Consider the following 26,768-nt stretch of genomic DNA (forward strand, 5'->3'; position numbering starts at 1 on the left):
GTTCTTTTGAGTTTTGTCGTGAGTAATATGCAGTATTCATTTAATTTTAACCTAAACAATGAAGACGATACCCAAAATTTGGCACAGGTTTTGGCGCAGCATTTTACCACGGGTGTAGTTTATTTAATTGGTGATTTGGGTGCAGGGAAGACCACACTGACCCGTTATTTTTTGCAAAGTTTAGGGCATAAAGGTGCGGTTAAAAGTCCGACTTATACCTTGGTTGAACCTTATACAATTCAAGCCAAAGATATTTTTCATTTCGATTTATATCGCGTAAATGATCCTTATGAACTTGAACTGATGGGAATTCGTGATTATTTAGAAACGCCTGATGCCTTATTTTTATTTGAGTGGCCATCCAAAGGTGGCGATGAAATTCCGCAACCAGATTTAATTATTAATATTGAAAAATCTGAAGATGAGTTGACGCGTACAGCCCATTTAAGTTTTTCATCAGCAGTCCTCAAACAAGCATTAGAGAGTCAATTGAACAATGCGTGATGATTTAAGTGAACGTCGTATTCATACCCTTAACCCTGCACTGGCGAACCAAATTGCCGCAGGTGAAGTGATTGAGCGTCCTGCATCAGTGGTGAAAGAGTTATTAGAAAACTCGATAGATGCGGGTGCGACAGAACTGATTATCCGTGTTGAGCAAGGCGGAAGTACCTTAATTGAAATTATTGACAATGGTCGTGGTGTGCATCCTGAAGATTTAGCCTTAGCGGTTATGCGGCATGCCACCAGTAAAATTCAAACTGCGGATGATTTACAAGCCATTATGAGCTTAGGTTTTCGTGGTGAAGCATTGGCTTCCATTGCTGCTGTGTCACGTTTAACTTTAATCAGCAGTCAAAATAATGACGGTATTGGTTATCAAGTTGAAGTGAATGGTACGGCTTTTGACCATCAAGACATTCAAGCCGTAGCGACTAGGCAGGGAACGCACATTCGTGTGCAAGACCTTTTTTTTAATGTCCCTGCTCGACGTAAATTTTTAAAAAAGCAGGGCACTGAGTTTGGACATATTGAAGAAATCGTGCGTCGTTTAGCACTGACGCATTTTAATATGCGCTTTGTGCTCGAACATAACAATAATATTCGTTTGAATTTACCCATTGCAGATAGTGGTGCATTACGTTTCCAACGTGTTCAGCAACTATTAGGTCGATCATTTACCGAAAATGCCTATTGGATTGATGCCGATAGCATCAGCATGCGTTTATCTGGATGGTTAGGTCATCCATCCGATGCACGAGGGCAAGCGGATTTACAGTATGTCTATGTCAATGGACGGATTGTGAAAGATAAAACCATTTCCCATGCACTACGCATGGCTTACGATGGTATTTTGCATGGACATCAACATGCCGCATATTTACTTTTTTTAGAAGTCGATCCTGAAAATATTGATGTTAATGTACACCCAACCAAACATGAAATTCGTTTTTTAAATCAACGTGAAGTGCATGAATTTGTGCGTCATTATGCCAAAGAGACACTGGCTCAATTTCAAACGGCAAGTATTGATTTAGCGCAAGCCATGAAAGTGCAAGATGAGGTTGTTCATGCTCAAACGCAACATCCACGTTATCAGGAACAGTTCCAATTGCATCGTTCTGTTGAGACTCAACAGCCTGTGATGTTGGTTGAATCATCGACTGAGTTATTAACGGATTTTTATGCCAGCAGTCCACAAACGGTGCAATATTCAGCAGCATCTTCACAAAGCAGTTATATAGGCTCACAGCAGGTCAATAATGCTCTGAAAAGCTATTTATCCCCCTTGCGAGATGGCGTAACAGCAAATTCAGCAGATATAGAACTGAACCAGTTTGAGCAAAGTCCAGTCGTAAAGGTGGATGAGCACCCCTTGGGTATTGCAATTGCACAATTGCATGGCATTTATATTCTTGCGCAGAACATCGAAGGCTTAATTATTGTGGATATGCATGCTGCACATGAGCGCATTGTGTTGCAACAAATGAAAGCTGCATGGGATAAACCTGAATTTTGGATATCGCAGCAATTGCTCATTCCTAAAGTGATTAGCATTAGTCGTATGCAAGCCATGCGTGTTGATGATTTAAAAGATCAGCTTGCGCGTTTAGGTCTTGAAATAGATCAATATGGCGATGAACAAGTGATTGTACGCGGTGTGCCCGCTATTTTACATAAAGCCAATTTTGAATCTTTAGTACCTGAATTACTCAATGATTTAGATCCAAATGATGAAGCTCAAGGCTTATTACAAAAACGTGATCAAATCTTAGCAGGCATGGCATGTCATGGTGCAGTTCGTGCCCATCGAATTCTTAGCCTTTCAGAAATGAATGCTTTGCTACGTCAAATGGAACAAACCGAATTTGCCAGCCAATGTAATCATGGTCGTCCAACTTGGCGTGCATTTCCACTTTCACAGTTAGATAAACTTTTTGCTCGAGGAGAGTAGTTGTACATGTCAAATCAATTGCCGGTCATCAATTTAATGGGGCCAACTGCAAGTGGTAAAACCGCTTTGGCATGTGAACTGTATGAGCAAGGTCATTTTGAGCTCATATCTGTCGATTCTGCGCTTGTTTATCAAGATATGGATATTGGTACAGCAAAGCCGACAAAAGAAGAGCAGGCGCGCTATCCACATCATTTGATCGATATTATTAGCCCTTTAGAAGTTTATTCAGCAGCACAGTTTGTAGAAGATGCTTGTGCGTTGATTGACGACATGCATGCACGTGGAAAAACCCCGATTTTAGTTGGAGGAACGATGCTGTATTTCAAGGCGTTGTTAGAGGGGTTGTCGAGTAATTTACCGAGTGCAGATTATGCTGTCCGCGCTGAAATTGAAGCTCAAGCGGAGCAACAGGGCTGGGAGGCGGTTTATGCTGAATTATGTAGCGTAGATGCATTAGCAGGTGAGAGATTTAAGATCAGTGATAAGCAGCGAATTATCCGTGCTTTAGAGGTTTTTAAACTCACTGGGCAGCCGATTACAAAACTACAAGCTGAACAACCAAAAAATGTACCATATCGCTACACTTTTCATAATCATGCTTTACTGCCAGATCGTGTAGAATTGCATAAACGTATTGAAAAACGTCTTAAAACTATGTGGGATATCGGATTTTTACATGAGATAGAAATACTGATTGAAAAATACGATTTGAATGATAATTTACCCTCAATGCGTTCCGTCGGTTATCGTCAAGCTATAGAATTTATACAAAAAAGTGACCAAAGTAATGAAAAACGACAAGAAATGGAGGATAAGTCTTTATTTGCGACACGACAACTTGCCAAACGTCAATATACTTGGTTAAGATCTTTGCAAGAGTCGCATAATTTTAAAACATATTTGACGATAAAGCAGGCTCAAGAAGACTTGCGAAACTGTTACGGATAAAGCAAAATTTAGTAACTATCTTTTTTATAATTTTTAATTGAAAAATAGAGATAGTTTTTGCGCTGATTTTTAAATTTTTTGGAGTTATAACATGTCTAAAGGTCAAACTTTACAAGATCCGTTCTTGAATTCTCTCCGTAAGGAACGTATCCCTGTTTCTATCTTCCTTGTGAACGGTATTAAATTACAAGGTCATATTGAATCTTTTGACCAATATGTAGTTTTATTAAAAAATACTGTAAGCCAAATGGTTTACAAACATGCAATTTCTACTGTTGTTCCTGCACGTAATCCACGTCCTGCTGGTGCTCCTGCTGGTGCTCAAGGCGCTGGTGGCTTCGGTGGTGCTCAACCTGGTCAAGGCGGCTTCGGCGGTCAAGCTGGTGGCTTCGGTGGTCAAACTGGCGGCTTCGGTGGTCAAGGTGGCTTCGGTGGTCAAGGTGGCTTCGGTGGTCAAGGCGGCTTCGGCGGTCAACAAGGCGGCTTCGGCGGTCAACAAGGTGGCTTCGGTGGTCAAGGCGGCTTCGGCGGTCAGCAAGGCGGTTTTGGTGGTCAGTCAAATACTGGTTTTGACGGTGAAACTAAATTTGAAGACTCTCAAGAAGACGAAAATAATCGTTAATTGTTGATTCTTAAAAACCTCTCCTCGTGAGAGGTTTTTTTATGAAAAATTTATATTTTTACATCAGTAAATAGATGTAATGGTTTTTAAACAAGATTTAAAGTAGTTATTAAGCTCAGTTGAAATAGCCAATCATAAAATAGATTTATTGATGTAATAAAAAAACCAGCTGCTGATAGCAACTGGTTCTTTATTAAAAATAAATAAGTTGAGATTATTTATTTTTTTTACGATCAAGATTTGGATCTTTTATCTCTACAAAGGCATTGCTGCGAATTTCACGTAACCAACTATCTAATTCTGAATCGAATTGACGTTCACCTAAAATTTGACGAGCCATACGTTCTTGGTATTCGTGGGTCATGTCTTGTTGACGAGTATCTGTCACTTGAAGAATGTGCCAACCAAATTGAGTTTGGAATGGTTCACTGGTTTGACCGACAGGCGTGCTTTTCATACGTGCTTCAAATTCAGGAACCATAACACCAGGACTTACCCAGCCTAAGCTACCACTATCGCGTGCAGAACCAGGGTCATTGGAGAAGGTGGATGCCAATACTGCAAAATCTTCACCCGCTTTTAAACGGTTGTAAATGCTGTTGATCTGCTGTTTTGCATTGTCTGGGCTGACCACTTCGGATGGCTGAATCAAAATATGGCGTGTTTTATATTGAGATACAATTGCTTTTTGCTCTGCACCTTTGCGATCTACCAGTTTTAAAACATGTATACCGTCACGTACAGGAATTAAATCTGTTGTTTGACCGACTTGTAGTGAGGTGACACGTGCTGCAAGTTCGCTCGGGATTTCAGACAGATTACGAAAGCCCATATCAGCACTTTCAACTTTCACGCCATTGGCTGTAAATTTTTTATCAATTGCGGCAACATCATTGCTATCTTTTAATGCAGCTTTAACTTGTTCTGCAACCTTTTCGATATTTTTTTCACCCGAAATACGTACATGTAATACATGAACTTGATTGCCTAATGCAGCTTGACCTTGTGGGGTTTTTAAGAAGTTTTCAACGTCTTGATCACTAATTTTAATTCGTGACATCACCATTTGCTGACGTAAACGATTAATGGCTAAATCTTCTGCAATGCGATTGCGCAGAGACTCATAAGTGGAAGGTGCAATGGCATCTAGTTTTTGTTGAAAAGCTTCTAGACTTTGGCTTCCAGACTGGTTTGCAACTTTCATGACTGCTTCATTTAAGCTTTTTTCATCAGCTTTAATGTTGTAGCGTTTAACTTGTTCAAGTTGTGCTTGGCGAATAATCAGTTGATCAAGTGCTTGTTGTTGCAAATATTGCTCTGGTGGAACGGGTTTCTTTTGCGCTTCAAGTTGATGCTTGATTTCTGCAATATTTTGTTCTAAATCACTTTTTAGAATGACACTGTTATCTACTACAGCAACAACCTCATTTTTTGATTGTGCGAAAGTAGTCATTGATGAAGATAAGGCTACAGCAAGCGCAGTCGCTTTAAAAAAATGTTTTAACTGGATTGTCTTCATTAACGTTGTGTCCAAGATTGATTAATATTATTGAAACCTAGAATACGATTCTCTAGTAATGATGAAAGTTTGTTATTGAAACCACCTAAGCCTTTGAGGCTAATTTCAGCCATGATGGCACGTTTAGCATTCACACCATCTTCATTTACATTGTCTAGATCGTTGTAGTAAGAACGTCCATACACTGAAACACCCCAGCAACACGACTCATAATTGACACCGAGTAAATATTCGCGTGCCACGTTATTTTCGATATCGTATTGGGCATGGCCCATAATGCGCCAGTTATTTGATATTGGCTGAATGAAAGATGCCACCACTTGATCATATTGATCTTGTCGGTTTGGAATATCTTTACGATAGAAGTAACCCACATTATAAAGATTGCCTTTATCGCCAGTATAATAGAGCTGTAAATCACGTTGGGCATTGTCACCATTCGACATCCAAGCCGAGTTTGCACCAATACTAAGTTTTTGTGAAAGTTGGCTAGATATACTTAAAACAGGGCCTGTATGATGTTCAGTATCAAACTCATCTGCAACATTATCTAAACTAACGCGACGATCTTCAAAATAATAACTTTGACCGATGCTGGTTTTTAAGCGCTCTAAGCCAATTTCATCGAATAGGCTGTAGCTTAGACCAAGCGTTAAGAAGTTATTATCTTCTAAGCGGTCGTGTCCATAGAAACGGCGTGCACTAAATAATTGATCATAATTAATAGAGGCGGTTGCCGAATCAAAGTTCGGATGACCTTCTTGGTTTCTGTACGGTGCATAAGCATAAAATGCGCGTGGAGTAAGGGTTTGTAGGTACTTACCATCTTTTTCAAAGGTTAAACCTGCATCTAAAGTAAATTGTGGCACCGTCACAGATTGACTTTCATTGGATGAGTTTGTGTCTTGATTAAGCGCATCAATGGTATTTTGATCGTAAAAAGTATTTACATTACGAAGGGATACTTCAGGAATAATAAATGACCAAGGGTTGCGGTAATTATAGCGAACGGCAAAATCATTATAGATACGAGTACCACTTGGTTCGACGGTTGTACCAGTTCCATTGGTGAAGTTGCTGATCTCTTTTTTGAAGTAAGCGGTATCGTGATTAAACTCGTATTGTAAACCCAGTGGATTTCCCGTTTTATAATTTAATAGGAACTGTGGTAAACGTGCGTAAGGGCGGTCTTCATCAGAAACGGTTTTGTCCAAGGTTTGAAAGTTTTCAACCTTTAACTGGACTTTTAAGCCAGGAATACCATTTTTATAGTTAAGTTCCCATGCACGACGTAAGTTTAAGTCAGTTTTAGAGTTTGGATTATTATTTAAATCAGTGAAATAATCTTTATCTGATGCGTAGTTATAATCTAGGTTTGTAGAGAACTGTTCATTGATTTGCCAGTTATGCAGCAAGTGTAAATCTTTACGGTCTTGGTCATCATACTTCTCATCAGAAGCTAAATAACCGCCCCAAATCATACCTGAGCCGAAGTTTTCAGTTAAATAACGGAATTCACCTTCAAGCATTGCACCACGATCAGCAATATACCGTGGTGTTACTGTCGCATCGTAATTGGGTGCTAAATTTAAATAAACAGGTACAGCAAGTTCTACACCACCATCATTGGTGAAGCCAAAGCTTGGGCTTAAAATACCCGTAGTGCGTCGGTCATCAATCGGGAAGTTAAAATAGGGAACAGCTAAAACGGGAACATCTTTAACATAAAGCTTGGTTCCGCGAGTTTCTCCGCGCCCTGTTTCTTGATTTAGTGTGATTTTATTGGCTTGGATTTTCCAAGTTGGTGTTTCATCTGGTGGGCATGTGCTGTATGTCGCATTGTTCATCACCACAATGTTTTCAGAGGTGCGGGAAATTTTTTCCGCGCGACCATGCGCATGTTGTTCTTCTGAAATATAGAAGCTGTTATTTAAATCGCCTTGCTGTGTTTTTAGGTTGTAATTGATTTGATCGCTTTGGGCGAGCAAACCAGCCTGAGCCATTTGAACACGACCTTCAGCATTGGCAAATGTTTGTGTTTTATCAATGGTGATTTTATCGGCACGAATTTGACGACCATCTTGGTCAATGAGTACATTGCCTTCAAGTACTGAGTCACCATTTGGGTCGTAATGCCCATAATCAGCAGTGACCACTGAAGTTACTTCAGCAGCACCTAGCGCTTTCGTTTCGGGGCTAATCGGGGTGATCCAAGCGCCTTGACAATATGCTGAGCTTAAGTACTGTCCTTGCCGTTGCTTGGCTTCAGGAGCCGACTTGTCAACGTAGTATTGTTCAAAAAACTGTTGTCCAGGATAAGCTTCTTGAATGCTGTCCTTCATTTTTTGATTGTTGACAGTCGAAGCTGGAAGTGTGGACTCAGCATAGCTTGAAATCGAGCTGCCACATAAAAGGGTCAAGATAGCAGTCGCTAAAGGATTAAATTTGAACTGATGCTTCATTTGTCTCATTAACCAAGTATGCTTAATCGCAATTAATTATTCTCGCATCATAGAGAAAAAGTTGATAAGTGGCTACACTTAGTACTTTAAAAACTCAGCCTGTTTTAGAATTTATCGCAAATGAAAACACAACGTGAACAAATCATACATACATGGATTACATCTGTACTTGATTCAGATCAATTTGAAATTAATTTTTTGCCAGGCGATGCAAGCTTCCGTCGTTATGCACGAATCAAGTTGAATAATAAAACATTTATGCTTATGGATGCACCACCAGAAAAAGAAGATTGTGTACCTTTTGTGACGATTGACCAGTTTTTCGATACGCATGGTGTTCGTGTACCGCATATTGTTGCAAAAGATTTACAGCAAGGTTTTTTATTACTTGAAGATTTTGGTGATGTTTTACTCTCAACTTTGCTTAACGATGACACTGTTGATGCCTACTATGCGCAAAGTTTTAAGCAATTGATCGAATTGCAAGCAATTGATGGGGTGAAACAGTTTCCTGAATATTCATATGAAAAATTGCTCAGTGAAATGCAATTATTGACGGATTGGATGTTGCCATCACTGCACATTGAGCCAAGTAAAGAAGAGCAGGCGTTAATTAAACGAACCTTTGCAATTTTGGCCAATGCTGCATTAGCGCAACCGCAAGTGATCGTGCATCGCGATTTTCATAGTCGTAATTTGATGAAAATTGAAGGTGAAACGGAACTTGGGGTGATTGATTTCCAAGATGCTGTGATTGGTGCGGATACTTACGACCTAATTTCCATTACCCGTGACGCTTATGTGCAGTGGAATGCAGATCAAGTTTATGCATGGTTTAAAGTTTTTTATGATTTGTTGCCTGAAATTGCAAAACAAGACCGTGATTTTGAACAATTTAAACGTGATGCTGATTTAATGGCAATTCAACGACACATTAAAATTTTAGGTATTTTTGTGCGTTTATTTGAACGTGATGGAAAAACTGGTTACCTCAAAGATTTACCGCGTGTGATGTGGTATTTACTTGAAGAAAGCAAGCCGTATGCAGAATTACAACCGTTTATGCAGTTTATTCACGCTAAAGTAATGCCGAAATTTGAAGCCAAATACGGTATTTACGAGGTTGCTGCATAATGAAAGCCATGATTTTAGCTGCGGGTCTAGGCAACCGCATGCGTCCACTGACTTTATACAAGCCAAAACCATTGCTTGAAGTCGGTGGTAAGCCATTGATTGTATGGCATATCAAAAAATTAAAAGAAATTGGTGTGACTGAAATAGTCATTAATTCAGCATGGCTAGCAGATGTTCTGATTGGTGCTTTGGGCGATGGTTCACAGTTTGGCGTACAGATTCGCTGGACACGTGAGGATGAAGGGTTGGAAACCGCAGGTGGCATCATTAATGCTTTGCCCTTGCTTGGTACAGAACCTTTTATACTGGTAAATGGTGATGTCTGGACCACCTTTGATTTTAGTTCTTTACTTGATGTAAAACTTGAAAATGATCTTGCTCATCTGGTCCTTGTAAGTAACCCTGAACAGCATCCGAATGGTGATTTCACCCTTGCAGAAGGGCGAGCTTATACCTTTGATCAAAATCAACAGGGTGAAAATTTAACCTTTAGTGGGGTTTCTGTTATTCATCCTAAAATGTTTGATGGTCTGGAAAATGGCAAACGACCACTTGCGCCTTTATTAAAAAATGCCATGTTGGATGGAAAAATTTCAGCAGAAAAAATGCAAGCAGCTTGGGTTGATGTTGGCACACCTGAACGATTAAGTGACCTAGATCTACAGATTCGTCAAGGGATGTACGCTTAAGTGCATAATCACTAAGCGTTAACTACTGTTCCACGGCTTAGAAATCGGTATACTTCAGTTTAATTTTATTGAGATGTCTTCTTTATGCATCCTTTTTTTCAAGACTTAAAGCAAGGTAGTCAAACGCTTGGCTTAGATTTGAGTGAAGAAGCATTAAATCTATTGCTGAAGTATCAAGATGCACTTGTGCTGTGGAACAAAGCTTATAATTTAACCGCTATTCGTGATCCTAAAGAAATGCTGGTGAAACATTTGCTTGATAGTCTGAGTATTTTAAAAGACTTACCACAAGGTCGTTTGCTTGACATTGGTACGGGCGGTGGTATGCCAGGCATGATCATTGCTTTATGTCAGCCAGAACGCGAATGTGTTTTACTCGATTCAAATGGCAAAAAAATTCGTTTCTTGAAGCAATTTATTGCTGATTTAAAACTAAAAAATGTAATTGCAGTGCAAACACGTGTTGAAAATACAGACAGTATCAATGACTTGGGACAATTTGATGTCATCACCAGTCGTGCCTTTGCATCCTTAATTGACTTTGTTGCTGCATCGAAACCGTATATGCATGAGCACAGTATCATTGCTTCAATGAAGGGTTTAATTCCTGAAGAAGAAGTTGCAGTCATTAAGCAAGAATTTAGCTGTGACATCGTTGCATTAACGGTTCCACGCTTAGATGAACAGCGTCATCTACTTTTGTTAAAACATATTTAATTATTTTTGAAGGGTTGGGGTTACCATGGCACAAATTATTGCGATTGCGAACCAAAAAGGTGGTGTAGGCAAGACCACAACCGCAGTAAATTTGGCAGCATCGTTAGCTGTGTTAAAGAAGCGCGTTTTACTTGTGGATATGGACTCACAGGGAAATGCCACGATGGGATCTGGTATCCAAAAAAATGATCTTTTATATTCAGTTACGGATGTTTTGTTGGGCGAAGTTCCGATTGAAACGGCCATTACCAAAGCTGAAGTGGGTTATAAGGTTTTAGGTGCAAATCGTGATTTAGCTGGTGTGGAACTTGCGATTGCAGAACAAGAGGGTCGTGAGTTTATTCTGCGTGAAGCATTAAAAGAAATAGATCATTCTTTTGATTATATTATTGTGGACTGCGCACCTAGTCTGAGCTTAATTACGGTCAATGCTTTAGCTGCGGTACACGGTGTGCTTATTCCAATGCAATGTGAATATTATGCACTAGAAGGTTTAGCAGATTTGACTCAAACCATTGATCGTATTCAACAAGCACTGAATCCAGATTTGAAAATTATAGGTGTGCTCCGCACCATGTATGATGCACGAAATGCATTGACGCGTGATGTTTCTGAAGAGCTTGAACAATACTTTGGTAAGAAACTGTATGACACTGTCATTCCACGTAATGTACGCTTAGCTGAAGCCCCTGCACATGGTTTGCCGATTATTTTCTTTGAAAAAAGTTCAAAAGGTGCAGTTGCTTACTTAAATTTAGCAGCTGAAATGGTAAAAAAAAGTAAAGTACAAAAAGGAATGACAGCATGACCATAAAAAAACGAGGTTTGGCTAAAGGTCGTGGTTTGGATGCCTTACTTGGTTCAATCCAAAAAGAAAAACTACAAATGGAAGCTCAGGCTTTAGATCATGGTCAGTTAAAACAAATCAATGTTCATTTGTTGACCCGTGGTGAATATCAACCACGACGTTTTATTCATGAGCACGATCTTCAAGAGCTTGCGGCTTCAATTGAAAAACATGGTGTGATGCAGCCGATTGTCATTCGTCCCATCGATGATGAAAAATTTCCTTATGAAATTATTGCTGGTGAGCGCCGCTGGCGAGCTGCACAACTAGCAGGTTTAACTGAAATTCCTGCGATTGTGCGTGATTTAACCGATCAAGTTGCCATTGCTTTGGCATTGATTGAAAACATTCAGCGTCAAGATTTGAATCCAATTGATCAAGCAATGGCGTTACAGCGCTTTCATGAGGAATTTGGTTTAAGTCACCAAGAAATTGCCGATACAGTTGGCAAAGCACGGACGACCATCAGTAATTTATTGCGTTTACTGTCTTTGGCAGACTCAGTCAAAGACTTTATGCAGCAAGGCTTACTTGATATGGGGCATGCTCGCGCAATCTTAACGTTAAAAGCCAAAGATCAGCTTAAAGTTGCAGAACATGTGATTGAAAAAAGTTTATCTGTACGTCAAACAGAGCAATTGGTGCGTGATTTGAATGCACCGAAACAAGAAAAAGCCAAAACAGACGTTGCACCAGATATTCAACAATTAACACAACGTTTAGCAGAGCGTTTTAGCGCAGATGTAAAAATTGATCATAATAAGCAAGGTAAAGGAAAATTGGTCATTCAATACCATTCTTTGGATGAGTTGGATGGCATTTTAAATATTTGTTTTGCAGAATAATTTTTTATTTTATTGGGGAAATACATGTGGGAATTAGTCAAAGCAGGTGGGTGGTTAATGCTGCCCCTTGTTTTATGCTCGATTTTTACTGTTGCAATCACAATTGAACGCATGATTCGGTTAAAAAAATCGATGATTTTGCCAAAAGCATTGTTATTGAGCCAGACTCAAAATGCAGATGCGGTCATGCAGCAATTACAACAAGATGAAGCATTAAAAGGCAGTACTTTGGGGCGTATTTTTACTGCGGGCTATCAAAGTAAAAATCAAAATGAACAATATGCGCGTGCGCAAATGGAAGTCACGGCTTCTCAAGAAATTGGTTATTTGGAAAAAAATATTAATTTCTTGGGTACATTAAGTGCTGTAGCGCCACTTTTAGGCTTATTGGGTACAGTTTTAGGTATTATTGAGTCTTTTCTAGTGATCGATTTAGGCACCAATAGTAATCCAACACTGATGATTCCGGGTATCTCAAAAGCCTTGATTACCACTGCAGCAGGGATGTTTATTGCAATTCCAGCGTTGTTTGCTTATCGTTATTTTCAGCGTTTAGTGCAAGAATATGTTGCAGAGCTTGAGCAACAATCGACATTATTTCATGCGGCACTTTTCTATCAAAATTCTACAGTTGAAGAACAAGATTTTAGAAAAGCAGGTTAGGGTGAAAAATGAAATTCAAACGCACACAAGTTGAAGATATTCACATTAATTTGACACCCATGATTGACTGCTTATTGTTTATCTTGGTTTTTTTATTGTTATCAACCACATTTAATCAATTTAGTCGTATGAATTTAACTTTGCCCGATGCGCAAGGTGTTCCGCCTAAACAATATGAGCATAAAATTGAAGTGGTTGTTGATGCTTCAGGGCATTATTCAATTAATGGACAGTCGATTGCGAGTAAAGAAGTTGTTGATTTAAATACTGCAATTAAACAGATTTCTAATGAGCGTCGTGATTTAATGTTTGTGATTGCTGCTGATGCTAAAGCCACACATCAAGATGTGATTCGTGTGATGGATGTTGCGGGTCAGCTTGGGTTTGTTAATATCAATATTAGTACTAAAGTTCCGTCTAGAGGTTATTAGTGAAGCAAGATTTTAAAGTCTATCTACGTCTTTTGGGCTATTTAAAGCCTTTTTGGGGTATAGCGATATTAGTTTTTATCGGTTTTGCAATTAGTGCAGCAACAGAAGTATCTATTGCAAAATTATTAGAAAAAATCATTACCGCAATCCAACATAGAGATCAAGGCTTTACTTCTATATTTCCTTTTTTAGTCATCTTGCTGATGTTTTTCCGTGGTGTGGGCTCCTTTATCGGGGGCTATTTCACGGCGGTGATTTCTCGGAATTTAGTCTTTAATATTCGTCAGGAAGTTTTTGGTAAGTTACTTCGACTTCCATCTCAGTATTATTTAGATAATACCAGCGGTCATATCACCGCTAAAATTATGTACAACGTGGAGCAATTAACCGCTGCTTCATCAGAATCACTCAAAACCATTGTGCAACAAGGTCTGATTACCATTGGCTTGTTAGGGTATTTGTTGTATAGCAATTGGCGATTGACCCTTATTATTCTGATTTTTGCTCCGTTGATGGGTTTTCTGATTCGTAAAGCATCGAAACGTATGCGGATATTGTCCATACAAGTTCAAGACACCATGGGTGATGTTAACCATGTAGTGCAAGAAACAGTTAATGGTAATTTGGTTGTAAAAGGTTTTGGCGGGCAAGAGTATGAACAAACTCGTTTTAAAAATCACTCGCTTGAAAACTTAAAACGCGGTTTGAAAATGGTGGTGGTACAGCAGCTCAATAGCCCTGTTGTGCAATTCATTATGTCACTTGCCATGGGTATTATTATCTGGATTGCATTAAGACCAGAAATTTTACGTGATACCAGTGCTGGTGAGTTCGTTGCTTACATTACCGCAGCAGGTATGCTAAGCAAACCAATCAAAGCATTAACGGATGTAAATGAAAAATTACAACGTGGTATGGCAGCAGCACATTCAGTTTTTGAATTACTTGATTTGCCTGAAGAGCAAAATACAGGGACTTTAACGCCTGTGCTTAAAGGTAATATCCAATTGCAAAATGTGAATTTAATTTATGCAGATGGTCATCACGCGATTCGTGATTTAAATTTAAATGTTAAATCGGGTGAAACAGTTGCTCTGGTTGGGCGTTCAGGTGCAGGTAAAACCTCCTTAGTGAATCTATTGGTGCGTTTTCAAGAAGCGAATTCAGGTCATATTTATTTAGATCAGCACGATATTCAAGATATAGACTTGAACAGTTTGCGAACCCAAGTTGCGATGGTGAATCAGCAAGTGGTGCTATTTAATCGTACTGTTCGTGACAATATTGCCTATGGACAGCTCGAAGGTGCAACTGATGCAGATGTTATTGCCGCAGCAAAAGCCGCTTATGCACATGACTTTATTATGGCTTTACCACAAGGCTACGATACACAACTGGGTGCGCAAGGTTTAAATTTATCGGGTGGGCAACGTCAGCGTATTGCAATTGCACGCGCCATTTTGAAAAATGCACCAATTTTGATTTTGGATGAAGCCACCAGTGCCTTAGATAACGAATCGGAATACTATATTCAACAGGCTTTTGATGCTGCCATGCAGGATCGTACGACCATTGTTATCGCGCATCGTTTATCGACCATTGAAAATGCTGACCTTATTGTGGTGATGGATAAAGGTAGAATTGTTGAGCAAGGTACGCATGCGGAATTAATTGCTAAGCGCGGCGCTTATCACCAATTGCATCAGCGTAATTTTGAGGAAAATTGATTTATGTCAATTGCACAATTGATTCAAGATGCTTGGAATAAACAAGCGAAGTGGTTAATTGTGCTTAGACCTTTGGCATGGCTCTATCGTGGCGGTTTTGTATTGAATAAAAAGCTGTACCAAATGGGCATTAAATCAAGTTATCAAGCAGCCGTACCCGTGATGGTGATTGGAAATATTACCGTGGGCGGGAGTGGTAAAACACCGTTACTGATCCAACTGGTTAGTTATCTACAAAATAAAAATATTCGTGTGGGTGTGATTAGTCGTGGTTATGGTGGGAAAGGACCTTTTCCAGCCTATGTTGATTTGGAGTCTGTGCCAGATGTTGTGGGTGATGAACCTTGTTTGATTGTGCAATCCACATGTGTTCCTATGGTGGTGGGTTCAAATCGACAACAGAGTATTGAGTATCTATTATCCAAGCATGAGTTGGACTTAATTATTAGCGATGATGGTTTGCAACATTTGGCTTTACATCGTCAAATTGAGTGGATTGTACTGGATCAAAATCGTGGTTTAGGTAATCAAAAACTATTACCTGAAGGTTATTTAAGAGAACCCGTCAGTCGATTAAATACAGGAACCGTGATTGAGCATGCAGCAAGTCCTAAAACGGCTTTAAATATGCATTTAGAAGTGGATACACCCTATTTGCTCAATGCAGTAGAAGCTAAGATTTTTAATCCAGCCAATAATTTCTATGCTGTCGTCGGAATTGGTTTTCCGCAACGTTTTTATAAAACTTTAGATTCTATCGGTATTTATCAATTTCAATGTCATGAATTTCCAGATCATTATGATTATGAAATTACCGATCTGCAATTTGAAGATAGCAATCCAATCATTACCACTGAAAAAGATGCAGTGAAAATTTTGCCCCTATTAAAGCAAAATCCAGATTTTAAACGGGAAATTTGGGTCGTTCCTGTTGAAGCGGTACTTTCGCCACAGTGCTATGAAATTTTACATCAGCAATTACAGCAAGTCGGTATTCAAATTTCTTAAGGTTCATCATTTATGAAGCATATTGTTATTCCTGCACGTTTTGCAAGTTCACGTTTACCGGGTAAGCCATTGTTAGAAATTCATGGTCGTCCAATGATTTTGCGTGTGGTTGATCAAGCAAAAAAAGTCGCGGGTTTTGATGATTTATGTGTGGCTACGGATGATGAGCGTATTGCTGAAGTTTGTCGTGCTGAAGGTGTGGATGTGGTACTGACCCATGCAGACCATCCATCAGGTACGGATCGCTTAAGTGAGGTTGCTCGAATTAAAGGTTGGGCAAGTGAAGATATTGTGGTTAATGTACAGGGTGATGAGCCTTTGCTTCCAGCACAATTGGTGCAGCAAGTTGCACAATTATTGGAATCACAGCCTGAATCCTCTATGTCCACGTTGTGCGAGCCAATTCATAGCTTAGAAGAATTTAAGCGTGACAGCATTGTGAAAGTGGTGATGTCTAAATACAATCAAGCCTTGTATTTTAGTCGTGCGACCATTCCCTATGATCGTGATGGTGCTCAGCAAGAGGTTCAATCATTGCATCCGCAAACATACCGCCACTTAGGTTTATATGCTTATCGCGTCAATTTGCTACAAGAATACGTGTCTTGGGACATGGGTGTATTGGAACAGCTTGAAAGTTTGGAACAATTACGCGTACTTGAAAATGGTCATCGTATTGCGATTGCGGTTGCAGAAGCCAACTTGCCACCGGGTGTCGATACACAAGCCGATTTAGATCGTCTGAATGAAATGGATGTATCTTGTTTTGAGTAGAATTTTGGCGCAGGTTGGATTTAAATTTAATGCAGAATAATGTGGTTGCACAAGTTTACCCATGGCAAAAAACGGTTTGGGATACGCTCACTGGGCGCTTCCCAAAACTTGGACATGGCTTGCTTTTTTATGGCAAAAAAGGCTGTGGTAAAGAAGCTTTTGCACAATATTTTTTGGCATGGGTTTTGTGTGCAAATCGACATGAGCGCAATGCTCCCTGTGGTGAATGTAGTAGTTGTCTCTGGTTAAAGTCGGATACTCATCCGAACTATGTATACATCAGCACAGATGAAGAAAATAAAAAGCAAAATGCGAAAATTAAAATTGAAAAAATTCGTGATTTATTGCCTTTTGTGCAACAAACTGTAGATGGTTGGCGTGTCATTGTGATTGAGCCAGCGGAAGCGCTTAATATAGCTTCTGCAAATGCATTGTTAAAAACACTTGAGGAACCGGGTGATCGGATTGTCATTATTTTATTGGCAGATCACTATTTGAAACTTCCTGCGACCATTCGTAGTCGCTTACAGCATTTTGCTCTGGATCGTATGTCGGAGGCGCAAGCAGACGCATATTTGACCGAGTATTTGCCAGATCTAGATCAGACACAAAAACAATTGTTGCTTAATTTGTCCAATCAAATGCCACTGCAAGCAATGCAACTGGCAGAAGCTGACTGGCCAAATAAACGACAAGAATTTTTAAATGATTGGCAAAAACTCGTGACGCAAAAGAATATGCCGATGGCAATTGCGACCAAGTGGAATAAAGCACTTAATTTTAGTGATTTTGCGCAAATGTTTGAATACTTGTTGTCCGATTTAATTTGTGTCAAGCTAAATCAACAAATCAAAAATCATGATTTGGATTTCACTGTACTATCAGAACAATATTCATTGGAGTTCTTATTTAGTATTTATGCTGACTTGCAACAATCTAAACAATTTATTGAGCAGAATGTACAAAGCAACTTAGTGCTTGATCAATTGTGTATAAAACTAATGAATATTTAAATTTAAAGGGGAATGTGATGCAACCACGTATGGGCGGTATTATTCAAGTGAATATTCCAGATAAAGACACTTTATACGCCAGTTATATGCCTTATGTTGTGGGTGGTGGTTTATTTGTTCCCACCAAGCAACCGATTAAATTGGGTGAGGAAGTTTTTGTACTGGCAACTTTACCTGAACAATCACAGAAAATCCCTTTAACGGGTAAAGTAATTTGGATTTCACAAAAACAAAACGGAATTAAATTACAAGGCTTTGGTATGCAGCTTTCAGGAGAGAAAGGCATTTATTACAAATCAGAAGCCGAAAAATTGCTTGCAGGTATTAAGTCTGAAGGACGAAGTAGTTACACTATGTAGTTGTTAAGACTTTTTAGGATTTTACTGTGTTTGTAGATACTCACTGCCATTTAACCTTGCTTGATTTAACGCCTTATGATGGCAATTTAGATTTAGCGTTAGCACAGGCGCGTGAAGCGGGTGTATCCAAATTCATGAGTATTTCGGTTGATTTAGATGATCATATCGAGCTTGCTAAAATTGCAGCACGTCATGACGATGTTGGATACAGTGTTGGTGTTCATCCTTGTGAAGACCCTGCGACGATGGCACGTGCCACGACAGAGTATTTAATTGAGCTTGCGCAAGCAGAAAAAGTTTGGGCGATTGGTGAAACAGGTCTAGATTATTTTCACAGCACAGCTTTTATTGCAGAACAAAAAGAATGCTTTGCACGCCATATTCATGCTTCTCAGGCGGTGAAAAAACCTGTGGTTGTGCATACCCGTTCTGCAAAGCATGACACGGTTGATGTTATTCGTGCTGAAAAGTCGACCCACGGTATTTTGCATTGTTTTACTGAAGATTGGGAAACCGCCAAAGCCGTGCTTGATTGTGGTTATTATGTGTCTTTTTCCGGTATTGTTTCGTTTAAAAATGCCCAAGATTTAAGAGATGTAGCGAAGCAAGTACCACTTGATCGTGTTCTGATTGAAACGGATAGTCCTTATCTTGCACCGATGCCTTATCGAGGTAAATCTAATGAGCCAAAATACGTTCCCTATGTAGCCAAAGCCTTAAGTGACGTATATGATAAGTCCATTGAGGAAATCGCTTTCATTACTATGCAAAACTTTGAAAACCTCCTCAATTTAAAGTAAATAATTCGAATTGATATAAGCGCATAAGAGAGTTACAGAGTGAAGATGGATCGTCAGGCTCAGTTTCGGGCAAGAGAAGCGTTAATTTTTCAAGTTGCAGAGCAACTATTGTTAGAAAATGGCGAATCAGGAATGACACTTGATGCGTTGGCAGCAGAACTGGATCTTGCCAAAGGGACTCTGTATAAACATTTTCAAAGTAAAGATGAGCTCTATATGCTTCTTATTATTCGTAATGAGAACATGTTATTAGAAATGATAAAGGATGCTGAAAAGGCTTTTCCAGAGCATTTAGCATTTTTTATGTTACATCATTTGCACCATCCTGAACGCACAGTATTGTTTCATCAAATTGAAGAACGTCTTTCTACGACAGGTGTTGGTATTCATCTTTTGTTTAGTGAACTTTATCAGGTACGAAAACAGCGTTTGCGAATTATCTTCCGCATGACTGAAAGTTATTTAGAAAACATTCAAAGTGCGATGTCTGTGCGTGATTATTTAGCTTCAATTTGGGCTTTAACACATGGTGCGGCAGCAATATTAAATTCTAGCTTCTATCAGCGTTATTTAGGTTCACGCGATACACTTCGTGTTGCCTATATCGATCAGGCTTTGGCGATGCCCAAGAAGCAAATAAGTTCAACGGAACAGTTCGCTTAAAGGTCAGCTATGAAGCACACAAAATCAGCATCAATTCGTGGTTTCACTTTGATAGAATTGATGGTGGTTATTGTGATTATGGCAATTATGACCTCTTTAATTTTAACCAATATTAATGGGGTGGATCAGCGTAAAGCGATGCAGGCACGAGAAGTGTTTATCATGGATTTACGCAGGATTAATCGGGAAGCCAATGATCAGGCACGTATTGTTGCACTTAATGTTCAAGCTGCAACAGATGTATCGCCATTTCGTTATGCTGTGATTGAATATTTAGTTCCATCTGTTCAAGCAACCCAGACATCTAAATTTTCTGAAAATAAAAAATGGCAAGACTACACCGAATTTAAACCGCGTGATTTACCTGAGCAGGTTTCCTTTAGTGTGCAAGCACTCGATCAGCAATATGAAAATGCCAATAATGATGATTTGCTGAATGCCAATGCGCCTAAATTACTGTGGTTAGGCAATGGCGAAGCAAAGCCCGTCCGTATCCAATTTTATTTCGAACAACGCCCAATTGGTGAAGAAATTGAAATTGATCATTTAGGTAAAATCAATGAAAGCTAGATCCTTTCAGCGTAGCTCTTCATCTTGCGTAGCGGCGAAACAGCATTTTGTTCATCGCCGCTCAGGATTTACATTATTAGAGGTTATGGTTGCCTTGGCTATTTTTGCTACAGCAGCAATCGCATTGACTAAGGTGGCAATGCAATATACCCAAGCTACATCCAATGCTATTTTACGGACTAAAGCACAATTTGTGGCTTTAAATGAAGTTGCTACGATGGAAATCAATCAAGAGTGGTTGCAAGGAACGCAGTCAAAACAGACCACGCAGCAGGGTGAAGCTTGGCAAATTGATAAATCTGCACAATCGACTATTAGTCCAAATGTACAGCGCATTGAAGTTCAAGTGAGTTTGTTTAATGCTGAAGCAGGCAAAGTAGAATCAGGGATTACGCATTTGGTTTTCTTTAACCACAAGGTTGAACGATGAAAAACCATAAAAAAGGCTTTACCTTGGTTGAATTATTGGTTGCGATTGCTATTTTTGCGGTGCTTTCAGCATTAGGCTGGAAGGTTTTTGATTATTTGATTAAAGTCAAAGAGCGTAATACTGAACATGAAATTAATTTAGGGCAGTTGCAAGAAGCTTACCAGCAAATTTTACGTGATACTGTTCAAGCTGTGCCGCTGAGTGCGAATATGAATAGTGAGATTCAACCTGCTTTGGTTTTACAAAATGGTCGTTTTAGTTTTAGTAAAACAGGGGTGACTGATCCTTTGCAGCAGGGCATTTCACCAGATGAGCGAGTGGAATATCAATACCGTGCCGATGAAAAAAAACTGTATCGTTTAAAATATCGTTATTTAAATAGTACTGGACGTGAACAACCTGAATCGAGTGTTTTGTTAAGCGAAGTAGATCTGTTTGAAGTGATCGTGTTAAATCCAAATGAGGCAACGTCATGGCCAGATGCACAAGCTGATTTAATGAACGTCACGCAAAAACAACGCTTACCGAAAGGGATTAAAATTAAATTAACAGTCAAAGATGTTGCATATGAATGGATTTTTAGTTTGTTAAGTACAGATTATTTAAACCCACAGGACAATAATTAAAATCAGTATGCAAATAATGCAGCGTAATAAGGTCTAAAAAATTGAGCATGAAGCAGCAACAAGGTATTGCCTTAATAACGATATTGGTGATGGTGGCATTAGCGACTATTCTTGCTGCGACCATTGCAAAACGTCAGGCGAATACTGCGGAAAATACAGCCTATCTAATGCGTCAAAATCAATCCTTGTTGTATGCCAAAAGTGCCGAAGCCTTCTTTTCAGAACTTTTGGTGGATGATGCAAACAATGCTGGAGCTGTTGATCATTTACAAGAAAATTGGGCAAAACCGATGCCTGCTTTTCCAGTTGAAGATGGCTTTGTCTCTGGAACTTTGCAAGATGAATCGGGTAAATTTAATTTAAATAGTTTGGTTAATGCTGAAGGTGTGCCGAATCCTCAGGCAAAACTGTGGTTTGAAAAGCTCTTACTGCGTGTGGGATTGTCAGAAAAATTAAGTGAAGCTGTGATTGATTGGCAAGATGCTGATGACGAAATCAGTGGTACGATGGGGGCGGAAAATAGCTATTATCAAGGATTACCACAAGGTTATTTAGCTGCAAACAGTAAATTTCATAATGTAGAAGAGCTTAAATTGGTTCGTGGTTTTGAAGATCAGAAATATTTGCAAATTGTGGATTATGTCAGTGCCTTGCCTGCATCGGACAGTAAGGTGAATGTGAATACAGCATCAGCCATGGTGCTTGCTAGTCTAGACCCTAGGTTGGATATCAAAGCTGTTGAACAGGCTTTACAAAAACGCCAAGCCAATTTGGAGCATTTTTCTAATATTAATGATCTTTGGGCAACGGAACCTTTTAAACAAGTCAGTCCTGAAGTACAAAGTCAAGCCAATGCGTTGCTGGGTGTGCAATCCAATTATTTCAAAGCTAAAATTGAAGTGTTGCTGAGTGAACGTAAACGTCAGTTTAGTAGTGATTTAGTCCGTAAAGATAAAACAGTGTATGTTGTATATCGAAGTATGGCACCGTTTTAATTAGATGGATGAATCAGTTGTAATATAATTCAATTAATTATAGTGTTTTATCGTTATGCAATTTCCCAATTACATTGAACAGTAAAATTAATGCGCAGACTTTCACTTTTGCTTTATAATCCAATTTAATTCACAAATTTTGGATTGCATCACGGCACATGTTAATTCGTAAGTTATTTAAGTTTGAAAATGCTCATATCGTGCGAAATTGCACATCGGATCGCTGTAAGCGTTCAATTCATGGTCATAGTTATAAAGTTGAATTATTGCTTAAAGCTTCGAAGCTAGATCATGGTCAAATGGTGTATGACTTTGGGTTATTGAAGGGTGTCATTAAAGATATTTTCGATAGTTTCGATCATGCCATTTGCTTTTGGCAACATGACGATGCTGAATATATTGATGCCTGCAAAAAATTTAGTGCGCGTTGGGTATCTTTGCCAGTTTCTCCATCGGCAGAACAATTTTCACGTATTTTTTTCTATTTAGCTCAACAAGTATTGGCATCTACAATTACCCAAAATGGGGAAGGTGATGTGGAGGTTTACTCGGTCATTGTGCATGAAACAGATACAGGTTATGCACAAAGCTTTGTAGAAGATATTGAAAATGAGCAAATGGGTGTGCTTCGTCTTGAACAAATCGTGTTCTCTGAACAAGTTCAAGCTGAATGGGCAGACTCAACGATGTATAAAAAACTACAACAAGGAATTAAATTCCAAAACCCAAGTGTCGATCTTCAAGTCAAAATTTAAAGACGGAACTACATTTGGGTCAGTTTTCAACAAGGATTAGGAAGTAGTCATGTCTTTAACTGAACAACAGCAGATTAAATTGGATAAAATTCAATTGGATGCGGGTTGGAAAAGTGGTTTGAGTGAATTTTTGCTCAGTCCAAAAATGGATGAGTTAAAAGACTTTCTTGTTCAGGAAAAAAAAGCAGATAAAGTGATTTATCCACCAAGCGCACTGATTTTTAATGCATTAAATACTACGCCTTTGGCCAATGTTAAAGTGGTTATTTTAGGGCAGGATCCATATCACGGACCGAATCAGGCACATGGATTAAGTTTTTCAGTTCAGAAAGGGGTTGCAATCCCCCCATCTTTACGTAATATTTTTCATGAGCTAAATACAGATTTGGCTGTTGTTAAACCCATCCATGGTGATTTAACTCGTTGGGCTGAACAAGGTGTGTTGTTGCTTAATGCAGTATTGACTGTTGAAGCTGGTCAGCCGACTTCGCATCAAAAACGAGGTTGGGAAGACTTTACTGATCATGTGATTGATGTTTTAAATGAACAACGTGGCCATGTGGTTTTTATTCTTTGGGGTGCGTATGCACAGCGTAAAGGACAACGCATTGATCAAAATAAGCACTTGGTATTAAAGGCTGCTCATCCTTCACCATTGGCGGCAAATCGTGGTGGTTTTTTTGGTTGTAAAGTATTTTCGAAATCGAATAATTATCTGAAACAAAATGGCATTGAGCCTATAAATTGGCAGCTGGACGCATGACACTATCTCCTGAACTAAGAAGTTATCATTCTGATCTAATTGTAGAGGAAGCAAAGAATGGCTGGCGCATTGTTCGCCTGAATCGCCCGAAATCTCTACATGCTTTAGATGAATCAATCGTCACTGCACTATTAAAAGTGTTCCAAGATTTTCACCATGATGATGCCGTAAAAGCAATCTGGTTGGATTCCACGACTCCCAAAGCATTTTGTGCAGGTGGGGACGTGCGTAAACTTCGTCAGTTGGTAATTAACGATGAAGTTGATACCGCAAATAAATTTTTTGAACAAGAATATGCATTAGATTTATTGTTACATAATTATGCTAAGCCTGTGCTGGTTTGGGGTGAAGGCTATGTTATGGGCGGTGGGCTAGGGTTGTTTATGGCAGCACCATTTCGCCTTGTGACTCCATATTCACGTTTAGCGATGCCTGAAATTAATATTGGTTTATATCCAGATGTGGGTGCTACACGTTTCTTGGCAGACCGTGGTGCAATCGGTTTGTTTACGGGATTAACAGGTTCAATTATGACCGCAGCGGGTGCTTATGGTATTGGCTGGGCAACTCATATTTGTGATGCACAACGTGATAATGTGCTGGAAAAACTAATTAATATTGATTGGGGACATTATCCTGCTGGTGATTTTCGTGCTATCGATGACACTTTAAATAGTATGCATCGTCCAGTCGGGCCTGGTCCGCTACAAAATTCATTAGATGTTATTCAAAGCGTTTGTCGCGGTGTTAGTTTTGAGCATGATTACGAATCTATTATTGGTTTGAGTGATGCAAGAAGTGATTGGTTGCGTCAAGCCAGTGAAAACTTACAAAAAGGTTCACCGACCACAGCTGCTTTAACATGGTTGTTATGGCAATGGGGTAAACAAGTCCATTCTTGGAATGAAGTTTTTGAACTGGAAACTCAAATTTCGGATTGGAAAATTCGTCATCCAGATTTTGTCGAGGGTGTTCGTGCGCGTTTAGTGGATAAAGACCTCTCTCCAGAATGGAAAAAGGGTGTTGATTTTTCACTTAAAGCAATTTTGTCAGATTGCCCGCCTGTGACAAAAAATGAAAGTTGGAATAACCTGTTGAAACATTATGCTGTGATCGGTTAAGAATGGCTGATGAAATACAACTGACTGACGAATATTGGATGCAGTTTGCTTACGAGCAAGCTGCCATCGCAGCATCGAAGGAGGAAATTCCTGTTGGTGCAGTTATTGTCAGTCAAAATCAAATTATTGGCGCAGGCTATAATGCGCCCATTTCACTGAATGATCCGACAGCACATGCTGAAGTTCAAGCATTACGTCAAGCTTGTTTAAATCTGAATAATTACCGCCTACCAGAAGACTCTGTACTTTATGTGACTTTAGAGCCTTGTACAATGTGTGTCGGTGCTTTAATTCATGCACGGGTCTCTAAAGTCGTGTTTGGTGCAGCTGAACCGAAAGCAGGTTCTTTGGTCAGCGCAAGAAAGTTATTTGAAACAGGTTATTATAATCATCAGTTTGATATAGAAGCAGGCTGTTTGAATAAACAATGTTCCAAACAACTGAGTGATTTTTTTAAAATGCGTCGTGAGCAAAAAAGACTGCAAAAGTTACAAGAAAAGTCCTTAAATGATCAGAATAATTCATCTATAAGTATGTAAAATAGAATGACAATAATTATTGTCAATTCAAGGTTAGGATAATTCATGAATTCTATTCAAATTAAAAAAGAATTTAATGCACCTGTCGATCAAGTTTTTAATTTGCTATCAAAACATGCGACTTATAATATCGCTTTTGCTCCAATTCAAGTGGTGCGCGTAAAAGATTCTGCCGATCCAGAGCGTCCTGATGGCGTAGGTTCGGTACGTCGTATGGGTTTTGGTCCGATCAAACCTTTACAAGAGCAAATTACTTTACTTGAGCCGAATCAGCGTATTGAATATCAAATTATTAAAAATCCTTTGGTTAAGCATCATTTGGGGATTATTGAGTTTCAAGCAGTTGATACAGATAAAACGTTAGTGACCTATACCATTGAATTACAAGCACGTGCACCCTTTGTGAGTAAATTAATCCTTGCGCAGCTTAAATCTGCGATTAAACTAGGTTTTTCGAAATTAGCTAAAACTGTATAGCGTAAAGTGGAAAATTAATGACAGTTCAAATTATTACTATTGATGGTCCGAGTGGTTCTGGAAAAGGCACACTTGCGGCTAAACTCGCAGTGCACTATCAATTTCATTTGTTGGATTCTGGTGCTTTATATCGTCTGTTGGGGCTGTCATTACATCAACACAATTTATTGGATGCTTTGGATTCAGCACTTGAGCAATGCATTAAAATTGCAACAAATTTAGACATAAAGTTTGTTACAACTGAAACTAGTCATCCCCAAGCCCAACTTGACGGTAAAGATGTTAGTCAAATCATTCGTACTGAACGAGTGGGTGAATTTGCATCAAAAGTTGCCGCAATTCCTGAGCTTAGAGCAGCACTTTTAGAGCGTCAGCATGCTTTTGCACAAGAACCTGGGTTGGTTGCAGATGGGCGAGACATGGCAACGGCCATTTTTCCAGAGGCTCAAGCCAAGATTTACCTCACTGCATCGGCTGAATCTCGAGCGGCGCGACGTGTAAAGCAGTTGCAGGGCATGGGGCTAGATGTTAAAATAAACGACATTTTAGCTAATATCGAAGCTCGAGACAAAAGAGATATGGAGCGCACAGTCGCACCACTCAAGCCAGCAGCAGATGCTTATATCATTGATAGTTCAGAATTGGGCATCGATGAAGTATTCCAGTTGATGACCAGTTTTGTCGATAAGCAATTATTAGCCAATTAAAGAATTTTCAGCCAAAGCATAGCTAGATCAGTTTATTACGGACTATGTGGAAGCTTTATTAAACCGGCCTTGTCTGATCCAAGACCGCTGACTTTATCAGGTATAT

The 26,768-nt window shown here is 39.3% G+C and carries 30 protein-coding genes; 28 read left to right on the forward strand and 2 right to left on the reverse strand.

Features of this window, described 5'->3' with window-relative positions; genetic code table 11:
- The first annotated feature begins 27 nt into the window (after positions 1-27).
- From tsaE to hfq, 4 genes are all read left to right on the forward strand, one after another.
- Positions 28-504 (forward strand): tRNA (adenosine(37)-N6)-threonylcarbamoyltransferase complex ATPase subunit type 1 TsaE, encoded by a 477-nt coding sequence (tsaE, locus tag B9T24_RS10890; protein ID WP_074945685.1) that lies wholly within the window; start codon positions 28-30, stop codon positions 502-504.
- Positions 497-2,455, forward strand: a complete 1,959-nt coding sequence (mutL, locus tag B9T24_RS10895; protein ID WP_086165789.1) for a DNA mismatch repair endonuclease MutL — start codon at positions 497-499, stop codon at positions 2,453-2,455. The genes tsaE and mutL overlap by 8 nt, the downstream gene beginning before the upstream one ends.
- A gap of 6 nt (positions 2,456-2,461) precedes the next feature.
- Positions 2,462-3,406, forward strand: a complete 945-nt coding sequence (miaA, locus tag B9T24_RS10900; RefSeq protein ID WP_086165790.1) for a tRNA (adenosine(37)-N6)-dimethylallyltransferase MiaA — start codon at positions 2,462-2,464, stop codon at positions 3,404-3,406.
- Between the two features lie 91 nt (positions 3,407-3,497).
- The gene (gene hfq, locus B9T24_RS10905; protein WP_086165791.1) at positions 3,498-4,028 is read left to right on the forward strand and encodes an RNA chaperone Hfq; all 531 of its coding nucleotides are present in this window, start codon (positions 3,498-3,500) and stop codon (positions 4,026-4,028) included.
- A gap of 214 nt (positions 4,029-4,242) precedes the next feature.
- On the opposite strand, the gene B9T24_RS10910 is transcribed toward hfq, so the two are convergent.
- Together B9T24_RS10910 and B9T24_RS10915 are read right to left on the reverse strand one after the other, a co-directional pair.
- The gene (locus B9T24_RS10910) at positions 4,243-5,547 is read right to left on the reverse strand and encodes a peptidylprolyl isomerase (protein WP_086165792.1); all 1,305 of its coding nucleotides are present in this window, start codon (positions 5,545-5,547) and stop codon (positions 4,243-4,245) included.
- Complete coding sequence (locus B9T24_RS10915; protein WP_086165793.1) at positions 5,547-8,009, reverse strand: LPS-assembly protein LptD; 2,463 nt, start codon at positions 8,007-8,009, stop codon at positions 5,547-5,549. The genes B9T24_RS10910 and B9T24_RS10915 overlap by 1 nt, the downstream gene beginning before the upstream one ends.
- A gap of 120 nt (positions 8,010-8,129) precedes the next feature.
- Here B9T24_RS10915 and B9T24_RS10920 point away from each other — a divergent pair, with 120 nt between their 5' ends.
- From B9T24_RS10920 to cmk, 24 genes are all read left to right on the forward strand, one after another.
- Complete coding sequence (locus tag B9T24_RS10920) at positions 8,130-9,143, forward strand: aminoglycoside phosphotransferase family protein (protein ID WP_086165794.1); 1,014 nt, start codon at positions 8,130-8,132, stop codon at positions 9,141-9,143.
- Entirely contained in the window at positions 9,143-9,832 is a 690-nt protein-coding gene (gene murU, locus B9T24_RS10925; RefSeq protein WP_086165795.1) for an N-acetylmuramate alpha-1-phosphate uridylyltransferase MurU, read from the forward strand. The genes B9T24_RS10920 and murU overlap by 1 nt, the downstream gene beginning before the upstream one ends.
- A gap of 84 nt (positions 9,833-9,916) precedes the next feature.
- Entirely contained in the window at positions 9,917-10,549 is a 633-nt protein-coding gene (gene rsmG, locus B9T24_RS10930; RefSeq protein WP_086165796.1) for a 16S rRNA (guanine(527)-N(7))-methyltransferase RsmG, read from the forward strand.
- A gap of 25 nt (positions 10,550-10,574) precedes the next feature.
- A complete protein-coding gene (locus B9T24_RS10935) occupies positions 10,575-11,357 on the forward strand; it encodes a ParA family protein (RefSeq protein ID WP_074945705.1) in 783 nt (260 codons plus the stop codon).
- Entirely contained in the window at positions 11,354-12,241 is an 888-nt protein-coding gene (locus B9T24_RS10940; protein WP_086165797.1) for a ParB/RepB/Spo0J family partition protein, read from the forward strand. Before B9T24_RS10935 ends, B9T24_RS10940 begins: the two co-directional genes overlap by 4 nt.
- A gap of 24 nt (positions 12,242-12,265) precedes the next feature.
- Positions 12,266-12,904, forward strand: coding sequence for a MotA/TolQ/ExbB proton channel family protein (locus B9T24_RS10945; RefSeq protein ID WP_086165798.1), 639 nt, complete (start codon positions 12,266-12,268; stop codon positions 12,902-12,904).
- Positions 12,905-12,912: 8 nt separating this feature from the next.
- Entirely contained in the window at positions 12,913-13,335 is a 423-nt protein-coding gene (locus tag B9T24_RS10950; RefSeq protein ID WP_086165799.1) for an ExbD/TolR family protein, read from the forward strand.
- Positions 13,335-15,062 (forward strand): lipid A export permease/ATP-binding protein MsbA, encoded by a 1,728-nt coding sequence (msbA, locus tag B9T24_RS10955; protein ID WP_086165800.1) that lies wholly within the window; start codon positions 13,335-13,337, stop codon positions 15,060-15,062. Before B9T24_RS10950 ends, msbA begins: the two co-directional genes overlap by 1 nt.
- 3 nt (positions 15,063-15,065) lie before the next feature.
- Entirely contained in the window at positions 15,066-16,070 is a 1,005-nt protein-coding gene (gene lpxK, locus B9T24_RS10960; protein WP_086165801.1) for a tetraacyldisaccharide 4'-kinase, read from the forward strand.
- 12 nt (positions 16,071-16,082) lie between these two features.
- A complete protein-coding gene (gene kdsB, locus B9T24_RS10965) occupies positions 16,083-16,844 on the forward strand; it encodes a 3-deoxy-manno-octulosonate cytidylyltransferase (protein WP_086165802.1) in 762 nt (253 codons plus the stop codon).
- 29 nt (positions 16,845-16,873) lie between these two features.
- Complete coding sequence (locus tag B9T24_RS10970; protein WP_086165803.1) at positions 16,874-17,857, forward strand: hypothetical protein; 984 nt, start codon at positions 16,874-16,876, stop codon at positions 17,855-17,857.
- Positions 17,858-17,874: 17 nt separating this feature from the next.
- Positions 17,875-18,216 (forward strand): PilZ domain-containing protein, encoded by a 342-nt coding sequence (locus B9T24_RS10975; protein ID WP_004648752.1) that lies wholly within the window; start codon positions 17,875-17,877, stop codon positions 18,214-18,216.
- A 26-nt stretch (positions 18,217-18,242) separates the two neighbouring features.
- On the forward strand, positions 18,243-19,016 hold the full coding sequence (locus B9T24_RS10980; RefSeq protein WP_086165804.1) for a TatD family hydrolase: 774 nt from the start codon (positions 18,243-18,245) through the stop codon (positions 19,014-19,016).
- A 45-nt stretch (positions 19,017-19,061) separates the two neighbouring features.
- Positions 19,062-19,679 carry a TetR/AcrR family transcriptional regulator gene (locus B9T24_RS10985; RefSeq protein WP_086165805.1) on the forward strand — a complete coding sequence of 206 codons (618 nt, stop codon included), beginning with the start codon at positions 19,062-19,064 and terminating at the stop codon, positions 19,677-19,679.
- Between the two features lie 9 nt (positions 19,680-19,688).
- Positions 19,689-20,249 carry a type II secretion system protein gene (locus B9T24_RS10990; RefSeq protein WP_086165806.1) on the forward strand — a complete coding sequence of 187 codons (561 nt, stop codon included), beginning with the start codon at positions 19,689-19,691 and terminating at the stop codon, positions 20,247-20,249.
- The gene (gene gspI / locus B9T24_RS10995; protein ID WP_086165807.1) at positions 20,239-20,679 is read left to right on the forward strand and encodes a type II secretion system minor pseudopilin GspI; all 441 of its coding nucleotides are present in this window, start codon (positions 20,239-20,241) and stop codon (positions 20,677-20,679) included. The genes B9T24_RS10990 and gspI overlap by 11 nt, the downstream gene beginning before the upstream one ends.
- Complete coding sequence (gene gspJ / locus B9T24_RS11000; protein ID WP_086165808.1) at positions 20,676-21,305, forward strand: type II secretion system minor pseudopilin GspJ; 630 nt, start codon at positions 20,676-20,678, stop codon at positions 21,303-21,305. The genes gspI and gspJ overlap by 4 nt, the downstream gene beginning before the upstream one ends.
- A gap of 47 nt (positions 21,306-21,352) precedes the next feature.
- The gene (gspK, locus tag B9T24_RS11005) at positions 21,353-22,300 is read left to right on the forward strand and encodes a type II secretion system minor pseudopilin GspK (protein ID WP_086165809.1); all 948 of its coding nucleotides are present in this window, start codon (positions 21,353-21,355) and stop codon (positions 22,298-22,300) included.
- A gap of 158 nt (positions 22,301-22,458) precedes the next feature.
- Entirely contained in the window at positions 22,459-23,055 is a 597-nt protein-coding gene (locus B9T24_RS11010; protein WP_086165810.1) for a 6-pyruvoyl trahydropterin synthase family protein, read from the forward strand.
- Positions 23,056-23,104: 49 nt separating this feature from the next.
- Positions 23,105-23,818 carry a uracil-DNA glycosylase gene (gene ung / locus B9T24_RS11015; protein ID WP_086165811.1) on the forward strand — a complete coding sequence of 238 codons (714 nt, stop codon included), beginning with the start codon at positions 23,105-23,107 and terminating at the stop codon, positions 23,816-23,818.
- Positions 23,815-24,939 (forward strand): enoyl-CoA hydratase/isomerase family protein, encoded by a 1,125-nt coding sequence (locus B9T24_RS11020; RefSeq protein WP_086165812.1) that lies wholly within the window; start codon positions 23,815-23,817, stop codon positions 24,937-24,939. Before ung ends, B9T24_RS11020 begins: the two co-directional genes overlap by 4 nt.
- A 2-nt stretch (positions 24,940-24,941) precedes the next feature.
- Entirely contained in the window at positions 24,942-25,478 is a 537-nt protein-coding gene (tadA, locus tag B9T24_RS11025) for a tRNA adenosine(34) deaminase TadA (protein ID WP_086165813.1), read from the forward strand.
- Between the two features lie 45 nt (positions 25,479-25,523).
- Entirely contained in the window at positions 25,524-25,955 is a 432-nt protein-coding gene (locus B9T24_RS11030; protein ID WP_086165814.1) for an SRPBCC family protein, read from the forward strand.
- Positions 25,956-25,972: 17 nt separating this feature from the next.
- Positions 25,973-26,662, forward strand: a complete 690-nt coding sequence (gene cmk / locus B9T24_RS11035; RefSeq protein WP_086165815.1) for a (d)CMP kinase — start codon at positions 25,973-25,975, stop codon at positions 26,660-26,662.
- Positions 26,663-26,768 lie beyond the last annotated feature (106 nt).

Source organism: Acinetobacter sp. ANC 4654 (assembly GCF_002135425.1).
Taxonomy (GTDB): domain Bacteria; phylum Pseudomonadota; class Gammaproteobacteria; order Pseudomonadales; family Moraxellaceae; genus Acinetobacter; species Acinetobacter kyonggiensis.